Here is a 15,827-nt window from a genome sequence, read left to right as displayed (position 1 = left end):
TCTTTATATCCAAATACAACATTAGCTGAGATCCTACAAACGATCTCAGCCTCTATATTACTTCGGAATGTATCTGTATTGCATAATGTATCTCTCATTTGCAATTTTTTCAACATCCGGATTACGAATTAAAAATTCTTCGTATTCTTCTTTTAGCTTTTTTTTCATTTGAGACAATACTTCCATAAACTCACTTGGTTCTTTACCAATTTGTGTTGCACCAAGCTTCTCAAACAGTTTCTTACTTGACTCATTATCTGAGTAAATTCTCACCATGAAATATTCTACTGCTCTGAGCTCTAATACTCTTTTCGCAAACATCGGAATAGTTTCATAAGCAATTCCATTTCTACGATATTTCAATAATACATCCATTCCAATTTCAGGCGTTTCTGAAGACAGATTTTGCATAGTAATATTCCCAACATACGAATTATCTGTTTTTAAAAATACAGATATATAAATTGCATCATCTTCAGGAAGTTTCTCCCAGACATACTCAGCAAATTCTTCATAATCCACATTACTCATCTTCGAGGAAGCTTTTGCAACAATAGAATTCTCTTGATATAGTTTCAAATAATTAGCTTTATCTTCCTCACATAAAGCTTTCAGAATATATTTATCATTCTGAACAAAAACTCCATCTTTTAAAAAGAAATCTGTTTTCTTCATTCTAACCCTTCTTTCCTATCTGAATAGTTTTATTCACTAACATCTTCCTCAACGTTCTTTCTCTTATGATCTACCATACTTTTCTTACAAAGCTTGCAGATAGTTCCATGCTCTGTTACCATCACAACCTTTGCCTTGGCAGTGTCACCGATCTTGTCATAAATTCTCCCGGCACTCATGCTTTCACCGATTACGGTATGAGTACTATTTGCTACATGACCAATGTCACCAAGGCCTTCCATCCTGACAACGATTGCTTCTTTATCATATTTGTTGTTCGGCTCTTTCTTTAGCTGTAAAGTTATTCCTGGCTTTAGAAATTCTTTACCGTAGTAATATTTGGTTCCTGTCAATGTAAAATAAATCTTTGCCATCGTATTTTCCCCCTTTAAAAATCATATTCATCCGGATCTAGTCCTGCGTCTTCCAGAGCTTCTCTTCTTTCTTCCGGATCCATCATTTCCAGTTCATCATAATCAAGACCTGCGTCACCGAAAACATCACTTTCGTCATAGTCAGAAGAGCGACTGTCTTCGCTTAACATCTCATCCATAAATTGGAACTGTGTTGCTCGTTCCCAGTTATCCAGTTTTCCATCACCATTGAAATCAAACATCTTGTCAAATCCAAACATCATACTTCCTCCTGGTTTTATCTTATAACTTTTGTTTTTTCATGTGGTCGCTTAGGCGGCGACTTAGTCTTCTAGGTACTCTCTGTAATCAGATTCATCTGCAAATAATCTGTAGCTTCCATTGATGTAACCCATATAACCATTATCTGTGTAATATCCTTTCATCATCGAGTACCTCACTTTCTTCAATTTCGTTTCGGTTTTATTTGATGTTATCAGTTTACAACAAATAGCTGTACAAAAATCCTGACAACCAAGATAACCGTTATTTTGGCGTATAAAAAAAGATCCAGAGAGAAATAATCTCCCCAGACCTTTAATCTCCTTGTTCGGGTAAAGACAATATATACTTCATATCTTCATACTATTTCCTGCTTCGTACCTGTACCATCTGCTGTTCCAAATACCTCGGCACCGGCTTCCCGGATCTTTTTGCAATAGCAATCTGTTTCTCATGAAGCTTCCTGATTACAGAAGTTCTTTTCTTCGGATGATTCGATTTTGGTTTCTGAACTTTTTCAACAGCCTTTTTCTGGTTATTGACTTGACCATCCACCATATCATAATTGGCTTCTGTCCCGGATTCATGGCTACGTTCATACATCCCGTTCTGGAAATATTTCTGATATAGTTCCATCTTTATCTGCAGCTGTTTCATTCTTTCCGAATACTTATTCTCAGGATGAATATATTCACGGATCTTCTGCTTGGCAGTTTCATCAAAACCTCTGATTCCGGTTTCTGCCACATATTTTCCGTAACTGTCGAGAATAATCCTCGCAGCCTGTTCCCGGAATTCCTGATGCTCCAGAAGATAAAACTGTTTTCCATCAATAATGATGTAGTCTGTGACCCTCCAGTTTCCGGAATAGCCATCAATCTTATAATCTTTGGTATCCACGGACAGAACGCTTCCTGTTGTACCCATACGGATGAATCCGCTGATTCTTCTGGGATGATCATCACTCAGATAAAAGCAGGAGATTTCTCCTTCCTGGTTAAGCACCAGCACATCACTGACTTCTGTTTTATTCCGGATCCGTTTCCAGATATCATTAGCAGTTTCATCCGGCCTCATTTCACCGATCATCATATGCCGGTAAAATTCTACACGAACAGCAAGATTCTGTTCCCGGACCTCGTTGTAGGATAGATGCCATAGCTTCCGCCCGGCAGTCATCTTATTGACACGATAAAGGGCAAATTGATTAATCTTCATACTCATCATCCTCCGATGCCAAGAGATATGAATCCAGATCCAGTGTATAATAATACTTGTCTTCAATCTGCTGCAGTTTCTCGATCATCGAAGATACAATCTCAATCATTTCTTCATCGGATACATCCTCTTTTGTTTCTTCCAAAACATCCAGTGTTTCCTTTAATGCCTCTACGGTATCCTGTCTGGTTTTTTCGGCAAAGATCGCCATTACCATTAATTCATTTTCTTCAAATTTTACTGGTTTCATAAACTCATCGCCTCCCTTCTGTGCTGTGATTTTGTCTTCTGTCTTTCCGGTTTCTGTCTTTCTTCCGGCATTTTACTTTCTGTTTTTTCTCTTTCTTTCTGCCTTTTCTCAATGATCTTCTCTGCATCTGACAATGCTTTTTGGACCAGCCTGTTATCCCGGTATCCGGGAATAGAGTTGATGATTTCTTTTTGTAACGTCTTTCCCACATAAAGATCAAACATTCCCGCATAATCACTGTCATCTTCCAGATTAAAACCAATGCTTTTTATTCCATTCATCCGGCCGCCCGGTATCTGGTCAAAAATAGCAAAAGCCTGTTCCAGAGTCAGATCCTGATGAAATTCTCCCAGAACCGGAAATTCGGAACATTCTGCCACATAGAAACTGATGCGAGATTTATCCTCATCCGGATGCAGTGGAAGAGTAGTATCTTTTATTCCAATCATTTCCTGTCTCTGTTTTACAAAATCCGGCAGTTCAGTAAAACCAAAGCTGTCAACATAGAAAGCCCGGATATCACCATTTCTACTTGTAATAACTACATCACTGACTGACATGGAATGTCCTCTAAAATCAGCCGGATGATTCTGGTTAAATACACTGTAAAGAGTGTCCAAGTTATCCGATGGCTCAAGAATCCCGGAGTACACACACTGATAATCCCCGGCAGTGACTTCCATTCCCTGGGATTTTACAAAATCCATCCCCATAAACTGATATTCCATTGCTTTTGAGCCATGATTAATCTGATAAATGGCAAAACGCTCTTCTCCATCAAACATCAATTCTTCCGAAGTTTTTTCAAATCGTTCCGGATGCAGTACACGCTCCAACCGCTCTGCTGTATCCGGATCTTCCAGGACAACACCTTCCAGCCATTCCTTTACATCATTCCATGAATCTGAAATCATGACACCGCCGATTTCATGGGTTCCATCCGGAAGGAAACGAAGATTTCCATCTGAACTTTCAAGCTCATCAAACTGATATCCGGCAGCTTCCATTGCCGGTATCAGTTTTTCTTTCTGTTCGGATTCCAGCAGTTGCTTTTTCTCTGTGAACAGTTCCTGAAGCTTCTCGGATAATTCGTCGATCATTTCTCCTGCAGTCTTTCTGATCGTGTCCATAGATGTTTTTAATTCTTTCATATCACGCCCGCTGCTCCATCCGGCAATATACGGGAAACTGTATTCAGAAGTATCTACACCAAAGGCAGAGCAGACACAATAAGCGACAGATTCAGCTTCAACTTCTTTTGTCAGCCGGTCCTTTTCAATGCCCTGTTCTGCCATCAGATCCTTATCATGGAGTCTTGCATGTCCGGTTTCATGGATTGCTGTTTTGATTGTCTGGCTGTCGCTCATCCCTTTTTGAATTACGATTTCTTTATCGACCGAATGATAATATCCCTTTGCTTCGCCTTCGATCTCATCAAATCGGATCGGAACAGGAGAGACCTCTTTGATTGCTTTCATAAACAGCTCATAATCAGCAACCGCCTCAGTTAATTCCTCAGGAGCCAGTGTTTCAATGGGTTCTCCATCCGTCTGACTGATGTCGAAAACGGTTGTTGGCTTAAAACGAGGGATGATCACTTCCACTTCCTCTGTCTTTGGTTTTCCATTCCCGTCAAGAAATGGCGTGTTATTTTGATCCAGAATTTCCTGTTCCCGTTTTCTTTTTATTGGTGCCGGAGCAAGAATTGTGATTCCTTTTTCTCCCTTTTTCACCTGGCGACCCATCGTCTGCCAGTTCCGGTATCCTGTGACTAGAGTTGCATCCGGTCTCTGCATAGCAATCAAAAGAGTATTATTAAACGAATAACGATGAAATTTTGACATCGTTTGCAGATACTGGGCATATTTATCACCGGTAAAGATATTCTCTACACCTGTTTCCAGAGATTTCAGGATACTATTCATATCCTTTCCTGCGACAGGAAGTGGGATAGTAGCTGACTGAACTGCTTCAATATTATTTTCTCTGTTCATTTGAACTCCTTTCCAAAGCCCCGCCGGTTTTGGTTCCGGCGGGGCTTTCTTATACACATATTTTTAGAGTGACATATCATTTGCTTTATGCTTCGGTTTATGTACCGGCTGTGACATATTCGACTCTTTTTTATTGGGCATTATCTGTTCCTTTCCCTTTGCTTTCTGGCGTTCCTCAAAAGCTGTTGCCTTTTCAAAAATCTTGTCTCTGGTATCATAGTGATACACTTCATCTGCCAGCTTTTCTGCCGGTTGTACCTCTGTGTTATTTACAGCCACTACCATGGCTTTTAACTCGTGAGAAGTCATCCCTCCATCATCAGGAAGAACCAGCATTTCATGTACGGAAGAAGGTAATATATAATAATCACCCTTTAATTGTTCTCCGATCAGATCCATATATCCAGGATAAAAAAGAACTGCAGCACCATCCATCGTCTGTTCATTCGTAACAATAGTAAGTGGGACTGCCGTATCCTGAGACATCCCTTTAATCATCATTTCAATCTCCTGTTCCGGCACACCGGCAGCCCGCATGTCACGTCTTGCCATGTTCTCCATCATTGTATTCAATGAATCTATATGGGCAGGAAATAATCTGGGACTGCTATTCAGCGCATCAATATGAAGCTGTTCTTTTGAAACACCAAAAAGTTTCATCATATCATTGTTCACAATCGAAGATGCAATTCCTCCTGCTCCGGACTCAATTAACACATGATAAGTAATCGCCAGATTTTCCACTCTTGTATGCGGAACATTAGACAACATTTCCTGATTTCGATCTGCATCAGATACTCTGATAAACAGATTATTTTTTGCAAAATCATAATCTGTGAGAAGCCCCATATGAACAGACATCGGGGTCATCTGTACCACCTCTGCCATCTGTTCCATAAGCTGATCCAGATTAAATCGCCCCTTTTGTAACTGTTCATAGAACATATTCAGATTGATTGTCGGTGAAATATTCTGATTCTCGTTTCTTACTGTCATCCCCAGATAACTTTCATTCAGCTTTTCATGGGGATAGAGATCAACAATGGCATTTTCATACTCCATCGGAAGATAATCTTTGATTGTTTCTTTTACGTTTTCTACAAATTTTTCAAATTCCATATTCTTCATCCTTTCCTGATTTCATTTTCTATTTCTTCTTGCCTTTTCCGGAAGGCTTTTTACTCGGAAATTCCAGAGAAAAATTCACACGATCTTCACTGGCATCCATGATCAAATCCGCTTCAAAATACAGATTTTTCTTGGCAGAATACAGATCCTTTACCCGGACTTTTCCACTTTTTAAAAGCTCGGCAGCCATACGTTTATCAATGGTTTTCTGCATCCGCTCCAGATATTTTGTTTCCTTCCAGAGTGCAAAACGACAATCTCTGTTACTGCAGTAGAAGTTCTTCTTCCCTTCATACACCAGACTTCCGCATACCGGACAAGTACCAATGCTTTCCCTTGTCTGGAATCTTCTGGTTTCTTCCTCCGGAATCATGTCACATCCGTTCAGCATCATAGTGATCATATTCTTAATTCCGGTCATAAATCTGTCCGGGGTGATCTTACCTTTTTCCATTTCAAGGAGCTGATTTTCCCATTCCGCAGTCATGCTGGCTGATTTCAGAAAGTCGGGCAGGATCTCAATCAGCACCTTTCCATCTTCTGTAGGAATGATCTGTTGTCCCTTACGGACGGCATACTGGGAATGAACCAGTTTTTCAATAATCCCTGCTCTGGTCGCAGGAGTTCCCAGACCCTTTTTCTCTGTATCCTCATCGAATTCTTTATTCCCGGCTGTCTCCATAGCCGCAAGCAAGGTATCTTCGCTGTACTGTTTCGGTGGGGAAGTGAAATGCTCCGATTTATCAGCTGTCACATTGTAAAAGATCTGTCCGGGAGTCAGATCAGAAAACCTGTCTGTCTCCATATTTTCCGGATTTTCCATCGCAAGCCCATCTTTGTTCTTGAAGCACTCTTCATAAAGCTTCCATCCCATCTGCTTTACCGCTTTCTTTTTTGCGGAAAACAGCTCGTTCTGGCACTTCACGGTAATATCGGTTTCTGTGAAAATATGATCTTTTTCAGTGGCTTCCACCATACGGACACAGATGAGGAACAATACTTTCTGTTCCCAATCCTTTAACTGTGACAGATCACAATCTGCTAATTCCACAGTGGGAATAATTGCATGATGATCGGATACCTTCCGGTTATTCAGGACAAGCCTGATATTCGGCTTTTCCGGCTGATCAAAGGGACCTGTCAGCTGATACTTTTCATGAATTCTCCGAATCACATTTCCTGCAGTTACCGCCATATCTTCCGTCAAATACTGGCTGTCCGTTCTTGGATAGGTGATCAGTTTCTGCTCATACAGAGACTGTGCCGCATTTAAGGTCTGCTGGGCAGTCATGCCATAATGCCGGTTCGCTTCCCTCTGCAAAGTAGTCAGATCATAAAGCTTTGGTGGTTTTACGGTCTTATCTGTTGAACGGATTTCTTCCACAACCGCATCACTTCCCTGGCATAGAGCTCTCAGCTTTTCTGCTTCCTTTTCATCAAAGATTTTCTGTCTTTCTACCTGAAGACCATCCAGATCCAGCTCTACATTGAAATACTTTTCCTTTTGGAATGAGGAAACAGCCCTGTCCCTGTCTACCAGCATGGCAAGCGTTGGTGTCTGGACACGCCCCACAGTCAGCTTCTTATAATATTTACTGGTGTAAGCTCTGGTTGCGTTCATTCCTACCAGCCAGTCTGCCTGGGCTCTGCATACAGCAGCATCGGCAAGGTTTTCATATGCAGACGCATCTTTCATTTGAGAAAATCCCTCACGGATAGCTTCATCTTCCATAGAACTGATCCACAATCTTTTTACCGGTTTTCTGCTTTGGGAAAGATCATAGACCCTCTTGAAAATCAATTCTCCTTCCCGTCCTGCATCACAGGCATTTACTACATAGTCGATATCCGGACGGTTCAGCAGTTTCTTCAACACATAGAACTGATCCTTCTTGTCCTTTGGTACTGCCAGTTTCCACTCCTGCGGAATAATGGGAAGATCCTCATAGTTCCAACTGCTGAATTTCTCGTCATAAGCATCCGGAGCCACATATTCAGCAAGATGGCCGAGACACCAGCTGACGATGCAATCCTTTCCTTCCAGATATCCGTCTTCCCGTTTCTGTACACCGATCACATCCGCAATAGATCGGGCTACACTTGTTTTTTCTGTAATCACTAAATACATATTCTTACAACTCCTTTCACTTATATGGGAGCTGCGTTGCCCTTATACAACATCAGCTCCCATATTTTTGGATTTATTCCTGTGATTCGTCTTTTTCTGCCGGATTATCGGACTCCTCATCCTCATTGATGGTCTCCAGCCCGTCATCCATTTCCAGACCTTCATTTTCAGAATCATCTTCTTCCTGCTTCGGTTTGTAGATCTTGAAGTAGTAATAGCCTGCAATACCTGCTACAGCCAGAAGAAGGATTACAAACAGACCGGAATTTGTTGCAGCTTTATCCTGTTTATCTTCCTTCGTTTCTTCTTCAAGAGCCTCGCTGTTTTCTGTATCATCTGTATGCTCATCCTCCAGGACTACAGAGGGAGCAGTCTCTAAAGTCTGCTGCTGGTCCTCATCCAGAAATTCTTTCAGATCATTTTCATCAATCTGAGACAGCATATACACGTTATTCGTTGTTGCCGCCCGGTCAATTACGATATAAAAGGTATTGTTATTCTTCGTTTTAATGGTCAGAAATTCCTTACTGGAATCATCGGTAATGTCATCCCTTACCTCTCCGTTACCCGGGACAGAGAACGGATCTCCATTTTCCTCAGTATGAGTATCCTCAACCACCGGTTCCTCCGTTTCTGTTGTTGATTCCTCCTGAGTAGCTTCTGTACCCTGATCCACATAGGCAAACGCAGTAGCCTGACTTCCAAAAAGCATCATTGCTGCCGTCAAAAGCATCACCAGTTTTTTATTCAGTTTCTTCCATTTCACCATATTCATTTTCCTCACTTTCTCTTTTTTCTTCCTGAACAACAAAGGAGCCAGATTCTTCTGACTCCCCGCTCGCTACAAATGATATCGTTCCATCCTGGATTCCATTTAACAGGTCAAATAATTCCTGCCCTTTTAATTTCATTCCACGGATGCTTTTAATCATTTCGTTATTCTCTTCCTCTTTCAAAGCTGACCGGACACCTTTCAGGTACATTTCCAGATCAGCAATCTTTTTTTCGGTCTTTTCAATCTCATCCAGATACTTTTTGATCTTCCGATTCAAATTTTCACCTTCCTTCTTTTTTATTTTTAAGGCAGCCTTCCAAAGCACATAAAATGCTGCTGCCAGTAGGATGTATTGATATTGGCATATTGGATCGGATCCCCGCAGTGGATCATCATTCCATCACCAACGAAAATTCCCACATGGCTGGCACCACTGGTATTATAGGTTCCCTGGAAAAAGATGAGATCTCCCGGCTTTGCCTGAGACGGTGGAACATAAGTACAGAGACCGCGAAGTCCATCTGCTGTCCGACGTCCATAATTCCATCCATTTCCACAATGATTGACTACCCAGGATACAAAACCGGAACAGTCAAAACTGGTACTCGGTGAAGATCCGCCCCATACATAGGGATATCCCAGATATTTTTCTGCTTCCCGGATCATTCTTGCAAAACGTTCATCCGACAGTGCTTCCGGCGGGATCTCATAGCTCATGCCGCCTCCGGCTCCGGTGATTCGGTTTACATCCCACAAATAATCCCGGTTGCCCAGTGTGGTATTTAATGCATCATACAGAATTTCCTGTTCCTCTGTCAGATTTGCCCTTGCCACTGCATCAAAATTCGTATTCGTGAGAGTGACATAGAGAACTCTCTGGGTGGTAGTGGTAGTAATCTCCACCTCCCGGCTGCCATTATCATCCGCCAGAAATGCTTCCCAGGTCTGATGTCCATGTGCACTGGCCGCAGAATGGCTGTCGTAATACACATCAAAAGCAACTCCATATCTGGCAAAATTTCCGGTATCCTCTACCGTATATTCCACACCGTTCATAATCACTTTTGTCCCCATGGGTACGATTGGATTGTTCGCATCAACGGCAATGGTATGGTTTGCAGTCGGGTATGCACCGCTGGCTGTCGGCCCTCCGGACCACCTTCCACAGCAGATAGAACAGTTGCAATATCCGCTGGTGACTACATTTCCCAGTGATTCTCCAACACGGACAGTTCTTGTTTCTGTGACTGTTTCCGTTCTTCCATGGGTAGACAGATGGTATTGTGCCTGGAAAAGATCCTGCAGCTCATCCCTTATATCCTCATAGGTGTATCCGCCATACTTTGCAGTCAGGTATGAAGTCAGATGATACGGATTATGCCCGATTTCACTGACATTGTACTGATAGGAATCGTAATCCGGATATGTAGACTCCATATTGTTAATCTGCCGGTTTAATGCCTCCTCCATGGCAGCATAAGCATTTTCTGCCGCATAGATATCTGCATCTGTGCTGGGATAGGTTGTCATACCGATCACGGAAGCTCCACCCTGAATCGAAGCACTGCAGCTTCCCAAAGAAACTGCAATCAGCATAAAAATGAGCGAAAAAATGCCGATACCAAGAAACACGGTACGGTTTCGCCTTACGATTTCTTTTAAAGCAATCTTGGCTTTTACCGTCATGTTCTCGACACCGGCAATCGTTGTTGCCCCTCCGAGACTTCCTGCTGTTTTTCCAGCTCTGGCAGTCCGGTAGGTATCTTTATATTTTTTTCTCTGGAAGAAGCGGTTTAAGAAACGCTTCTTTTCTGCATTTTGCACTGAATCCCTGGCAGTTCGGTCTGCTGCTTCCTTCGCAGCATAAAACTTCAATCTGGAAGTCTCCGGAGCATCCAGATTCATCCCTTTTCTGTGTGCTTTCACATCACTTCTCTGGCTTCTTAACTGTGCTCTGCGAAGACTGTGGGCTGCTTCATCAGCAGCTGCAATCGCTGCACCGGAACCATCTACAGCAGCATTATCATCTCCATTCTCTGCCATTTGATTTCTGGCATATAGTGCCGCACCGGCTGCTACCTTTCGACCCATTCCTGTTCCGGCTCCATGAATCATGCCGGATCCTTCATCTTCAAAAGAAAGTCTCCCCGATTTTTCCTGTTCTTCTGTCAGTCTCTTTCGAGCACGTTTCTTCTTTACTTGATCTTTCTGATCCGAGATACCGGATACTTCCGGAATCTGTTCCTGAGAATGAAGCTTTCCCTGGTACCGGCTGTCCTTTTTTTCTATGATTCTTTCACTGCTTGCTTTTGAAAAAGTTCTTGCAGGTCTTTCTTCAGATACAATATCCGAAGACATTCTTAATTCCTGCACATACCTTCTCATGCGTCGGTTATCAGTTCTTCCGGAACTGTCCGACAGCCTTTTGCCGGGAGTCGTATTTTTCTCATCCCGCTCCTTACTGTCAAGTTCAGGTTCATCCCGACTTTTCTGGCTGATTTTCTTCACAGAACCATCCCGGAGTGTTTCTTCTGTCAGACCTTCTCTTGTCATTTTAGAAAAGATCTTGTCTTTCGCTGTATATTCCTTTCCTGCCAATCATTCACCTTCTTTCATTCTCAATTTGTTTACCAATCACAACCATCCGCCCGTTTTTATGGGAATACTCACAGGTTGACAGTGTGATCAGCTTGTCTCCATACTGTGCTGTATAACCAGTGTCATAATATGACCGTTTCTTGCATTCTTCAATAAAAGTCATATAATCCTCAGCATCTTCTGCCTTGGTGAAAGAGTAGTATTCAAAATCATATCCTGTATAAACCGGTATGGCAAATGCCGCTATAATCTGATATTGTTCTTCCCCATGCAGTGTGCTGTATTGGATTACCGGGTGTTCCTGAAAGAATTCTTCTGACTTATATTGATCCAAAGCTGCAAACATTTTCCCGGAACTCATGTGATGGCCATAAATAATCAGATTTTCTGCATCCTCTGGATCACACAGTTCAGAAAGAAATGGAGTACCGCTTACGTCATATTCCTTCTCAAAATTTCTCCTGAGATAGTAATTCTTTTCTTCCGGATGATACATGACTGGATAATCAATTGCTGTCCCTTCAATTTTAATCCAGCCGATGCAGTCCGGATTCATTTCGTGCAAAGCCAGAAGGCCAGGATCAACAATAGCAGGAGAATTACTGTCTCCCTCGATATCATCTTTATTATCATTAGTTTCCTGTTCTTCATGGACTTGTCGAATAGAGTCGAATCCTGTTTCGCTTTTTTGATCTTGCAGATACATACCCATCAGAAAGTAGAGGCTGATGGTGAGAAGGATAATGGAAACTACAAACAGAATCCTCGATATCCATTTTCTCATTTCCTTTCTGCCTCCAGTTTCTTTCGTTCCTCCACTTCTTCCGGTTTTGTTGTCATCAGCGAATACAGTTTCAAGCTCTTATCAAACTTATCCTTAAACGGAATGATGATATTTCCGTAGAACAAAAGTCCTTCGCCTTCCCCGGAATTCGTCACATAGGATAATTGATATGGTGAAATGTTCAGTTGCTTTGCCAGAATCTGTCTGTCGCCTGCAGCCTGATTCAGCATCAGGATGAAATCACTGTTTTCAAAGATATTTTCAATCTCCCGGCTGGCCAGAAGGTCTTTGATATTCTGAGTGATTCCTGTGGGAATTCCACCCCATTTGCGGAATCTCTTCCAGATTTCCACAGAATAAGCTGCGGTCTGTTCCTCTTTCAGAAGAAGATGGAATTCATCGATATAGTATCTGGTAGATTTCTGTGAGCCCCGGTTAATGGTAACACGGTTCCATACCTGATCCTGGACAATGAGCATTCCCAGTTTTTTCAACTGTTTACCCAGCTCCTTGATGTCGAAGCAGACAATCCGATTATTCAGTTCCACATTTGTCTGATGGTTAAACACTTTCAGAGAACCATTAACGTAGATTTCCAGTGCTGTTGCGATACGCTGGGCCTGGGGCTCTTTCTGCTTTCTCAGGCAGTCATACAGATCTCCCAGTACCGGCATATTTTCCGGTTTCGGATCTGCAAAATATTTCTGATATACAAGGGGAAGACACCGGTCGATCACTGATTTTTCCTCTGCCTCAATACCATTTCTGGTTCCCATGATCAGCTCACACAACGACAGGACAAAATCTGACTTCACACCCAGTGGATTATCATCATCGGAATAATCCATATTGATATCCATGGGATTAATATAATCCTTGCTGGTCGGAGAAATGTGGATAACCTGACCCCCAAGGGCATGAACCAGTGGATAATATTCTCCCTCCGGATCACCGATGATAATATCGTCATTTGTCACGAAAAATGCATTTGTAATTTCTCTCTTAGCCGCAAAGGACTTTCCGGATCCAGGTGTACCGAGGATCAGCCCATTCGGGTTTTTCAACTTCTTCCGATCTACCATGATCATATTGTTGCTGAGGGCATTCAATCCGTAATAAAGGGATTCTCCACCCATGAACAATTCCTGCGTTGTGAAAGGAACAAAGATAGCAGTGCTGGTCGTAGTCAGTGCCCTTTTGATCGGCACATGATTGACACCAAGCGGAACACTGCTCATCAGCCCTTCCTCCTGTTGATAATCCAGTCGCCTTAACACACAGTTATATTTCTGAGCGATGCCGGCAGTCTGGAATACTGCATTTTCCAGATCCTGTTTACTTTTTGCTGTATTCAAAAAGAGCGCAGTTACCAGGAACATACGCTCATTTCGTGACTGCAGATCTTCCAGAAGTCTCTTTGCCTCGCCACCATACGTATTCAGGTCTGACGGGATGATGTCCATATCATATCCGGAACGAACTGCCTTTTTCTGTTCTTCAATTTTCATGCGGTTGATATCCGTCACCTTGCTTTTTACAAGCTTGATGGCTTTCATCTGATCCACCGACTGCACATGCAGGTTTACGATCAGATCCTTATCCATATCCAGAAACTCAGCCAGCATTTTATCGGTAAGCTCCGGAGCAAGAATCTGCAGATAGGAGACTGCGCCAATCGTTATCCCCATCTGGAATGTCTTCCCTTCTTTAAATACAAAGCTGGTCGGTGCCACATAATCCTTTGTGCTGAGACCGGTCCGGATCATGGAACCATAATCAAACTGGAAATCGGCACTGGCATCCGGATTAAATGTTTCATACATAATCTGAAGCCGCTCCACACCATTGAGTGGATATGCCGGTACACCAAGCACCTTGAAATTATTCAGTATATCCGACTCGATACGTTCCAGCTTCGGTTTCGCCAGCTTGATATTCTCCGCTTCGATAGAAAACGTGATATATTTTGACTTTACCAAACCGTTATTGCCCTTTGCCAGTTGATGCTTCAGCATCTGTGCATATTCCATGCGGACATCATCAAACTCATCATGCTGAGGCCGGATACGGATCACATTCTCAAATTCCTTCATATTACTTTTGTGATTGATAAAGCTCAGCTGGAAATGGATGCTGCTGTCAAAATAGTTGAGGAAATCACACCAGTTTTCAAAAATAGCATTCTTATCCTCATTCTGTGCCAGCTGATAGTTGATATCATAAAACCGGATACATTTGGAATATGTATTTCCCTGTACCCGGCAGATCCCATCCTTTCCCATCTCTTTGTATCGGATCGTCTTTTGTACCGAAAGGCGCTTTTCTTCTTTTTTCTTTGACCTTTTGGTGCTGTTATTTTTTCTTTTTGACACCTGTCTTTCCTCCCTTCTTTTCTCTGGATGCATTTTTCGAACCGGTTGTTTCCGGATTCGATTCATAATAATTCTCTGTTTCATAGGTTCTGACCGGTGGCCGGAACACTTTTACATTCAGGATGTGCAAGATCATATCCTCCAGATGCATCCCGTCTTTTTCATACATAGCAAACATAAATGCCGGTAACATCAAAATCACCATAACAGTAGCCGCATTTGACATCCCAAGTATTCCTCTTGTGAGGAAATAAAACGGAATACCAATCGCTGCACCGATACCGATGCAGATAATCTGTCTCTTTGTCAGATTAAAAGCCACTTTATTTTTTACGTTTGTCAAATCTTTTGGAACACTGACATATGCCATGGTTTATCTCTCCTTCCTGTGATTAATTTAATGGGCATTAAAAATCGACTTGCTCAGGGATCCTGTCTTAAACAAACTGAAACACAGGATGACTGTATAAGCCATTACGCCAAATAATGAAGAACTCAGATTATCTGAATACTGGATACCCGCTACCAGCACAGCATAGATAGCGACGCAAACCATCATCAGAAATGCCTGGAATGCCAGGGCAAAGAGTCCTCTGAAATAATTGGTTCCGATCTGTCCCCACTCTCTGTTGCTCATTGTGGCGAACGGAATCGGCGCGACCGAAGTATAAAGGTAAATCTCAATCATACGTCCATATAGAATTACGGTGATCAATACAGACATGATTCTCATACAGAAGCTGACGATCAGGGTTTCCAATGCCAACACTACTAATTCTCCAATCTCCATGGCTTCCAATGTAGCCTCCAGATCGGTCAGTGCCGAGCTGATATCAATGGCAGTACTGCCTGTGACCACACCGGATGCAGCATTTACTACATGCTGACCCACATCAAAAACAGCCATTGTAATGGTAAAAGTATTGCTTACCAGATACACTGCGATCCACATCTTCACAAAGTATTTGAAGAACATCCATGTATCAATATCATGCATGTTATTACGCTCAGTAAGCATGGAAATTAGTTCATAGCAGAGCACAAACGTAATGATGATACCTGCAATCGGTAAAATTACCGAATTGGACAGGTTCTGGATCATACTGAATATGCTGCCATTCCATCCCTGGGGAGTCTGTCCAACCTGGCTTGCAATCTCACCAGTTTTCTGATTGACATCAGTAAACATCTGATCCAGGTTGGAATTGATCATCCCTGTCAGGAGTTCCCTCATCCATTCTTCGATCGCATCAAAAATCTGATCGAACAT

The 15,827-nt window shown here is 42.3% G+C and carries 15 protein-coding genes; all 15 read right to left on the bottom strand.

Going from position 1 to position 15,827, the window contains the following annotated elements; genetic code table 11:
- Positions 1 to 57 precede the first annotated feature (57 nt).
- Complete coding sequence (locus JQM81_RS07085; RefSeq protein ID WP_235232821.1) at positions 58 to 675, bottom strand: GNAT family N-acetyltransferase; 618 nt, start codon at positions 673 to 675, stop codon at positions 58 to 60.
- A 29-nt stretch (positions 676 to 704) separates the two neighbouring features.
- Positions 705 to 1,049: an HIRAN domain-containing protein gene (locus JQM81_RS07080; RefSeq protein WP_235232820.1), complete on the bottom strand. Its 345-nt coding sequence runs from the start codon at positions 1,047 to 1,049 to the stop codon at positions 705 to 707.
- Between the two features lie 14 nt (positions 1,050 to 1,063).
- Entirely contained in the window at positions 1,064 to 1,312 is a 249-nt protein-coding gene (locus tag JQM81_RS07075) for a hypothetical protein (RefSeq protein WP_235232819.1), read from the bottom strand.
- 361 nt (positions 1,313 to 1,673) lie between these two features.
- On the bottom strand, positions 1,674 to 2,528 hold the full coding sequence (locus JQM81_RS07070) for a DUF4316 domain-containing protein (protein ID WP_235232818.1): 855 nt from the start codon (positions 2,526 to 2,528) through the stop codon (positions 1,674 to 1,676).
- Positions 2,518 to 2,778: a transposon-transfer assisting family protein gene (locus JQM81_RS07065; protein ID WP_235232817.1), complete on the bottom strand. Its 261-nt coding sequence runs from the start codon at positions 2,776 to 2,778 to the stop codon at positions 2,518 to 2,520. Before JQM81_RS07065 ends, JQM81_RS07070 begins: the two co-directional genes overlap by 11 nt.
- Positions 2,775 to 4,772 carry a YodL domain-containing protein gene (locus JQM81_RS07060; protein WP_235232816.1) on the bottom strand — a complete coding sequence of 666 codons (1,998 nt, stop codon included), beginning with the start codon at positions 4,770 to 4,772 and terminating at the stop codon, positions 2,775 to 2,777. Before JQM81_RS07060 ends, JQM81_RS07065 begins: the two co-directional genes overlap by 4 nt.
- 63 nt (positions 4,773 to 4,835) lie before the next feature.
- Positions 4,836 to 5,891, bottom strand: coding sequence for a DUF5688 family protein (locus JQM81_RS07055; RefSeq protein WP_235232815.1), 1,056 nt, complete (start codon positions 5,889 to 5,891; stop codon positions 4,836 to 4,838).
- 28 nt (positions 5,892 to 5,919) lie between these two features.
- Positions 5,920 to 8,028: a DNA topoisomerase 3 gene (locus JQM81_RS07050; RefSeq protein ID WP_235232814.1), complete on the bottom strand. Its 2,109-nt coding sequence runs from the start codon at positions 8,026 to 8,028 to the stop codon at positions 5,920 to 5,922.
- 73 nt (positions 8,029 to 8,101) lie between these two features.
- Positions 8,102 to 8,803, bottom strand: a complete 702-nt coding sequence (locus tag JQM81_RS07045) for a DUF4366 domain-containing protein (protein WP_235232813.1) — start codon at positions 8,801 to 8,803, stop codon at positions 8,102 to 8,104.
- Positions 8,772 to 9,080, bottom strand: coding sequence for a DUF4315 family protein (locus JQM81_RS07040; protein ID WP_235232812.1), 309 nt, complete (start codon positions 9,078 to 9,080; stop codon positions 8,772 to 8,774). The genes JQM81_RS07045 and JQM81_RS07040 overlap by 32 nt, the downstream gene beginning before the upstream one ends.
- A 26-nt stretch (positions 9,081 to 9,106) precedes the next feature.
- Positions 9,107 to 11,356, bottom strand: a complete 2,250-nt coding sequence (locus JQM81_RS07035) for a CD1108 family mobile element protein (RefSeq protein ID WP_235232849.1) — start codon at positions 11,354 to 11,356, stop codon at positions 9,107 to 9,109.
- Between the two features lie 49 nt (positions 11,357 to 11,405).
- Positions 11,406 to 12,185, bottom strand: coding sequence for a class B sortase (gene srtB, locus JQM81_RS07030; RefSeq protein ID WP_235232811.1), 780 nt, complete (start codon positions 12,183 to 12,185; stop codon positions 11,406 to 11,408).
- Positions 12,182 to 14,641 (bottom strand): VirB4-like conjugal transfer ATPase, CD1110 family, encoded by a 2,460-nt coding sequence (locus JQM81_RS07025; protein WP_420370571.1) that lies wholly within the window; start codon positions 14,639 to 14,641, stop codon positions 12,182 to 12,184. Before JQM81_RS07025 ends, srtB begins: the two co-directional genes overlap by 4 nt.
- A complete protein-coding gene (locus tag JQM81_RS07020; RefSeq protein WP_235232810.1) occupies positions 14,538 to 14,927 on the bottom strand; it encodes a PrgI family protein in 390 nt (129 codons plus the stop codon). Before JQM81_RS07020 ends, JQM81_RS07025 begins: the two co-directional genes overlap by 104 nt.
- Positions 14,928 to 14,954: 27 nt before the next feature.
- A complete protein-coding gene (locus JQM81_RS07015) occupies positions 14,955 to 15,827 on the bottom strand; it encodes a VirB6/TrbL-like conjugal transfer protein, CD1112 family (RefSeq protein ID WP_154432965.1) in 873 nt (290 codons plus the stop codon).

Source organism: Faecalicatena contorta (genome assembly GCF_021531895.1).
Classification (GTDB): domain Bacteria; phylum Bacillota; class Clostridia; order Lachnospirales; family Lachnospiraceae; genus JAFBIX01.
This window is presented reverse-complemented; position numbering and strand designations above follow the sequence as displayed.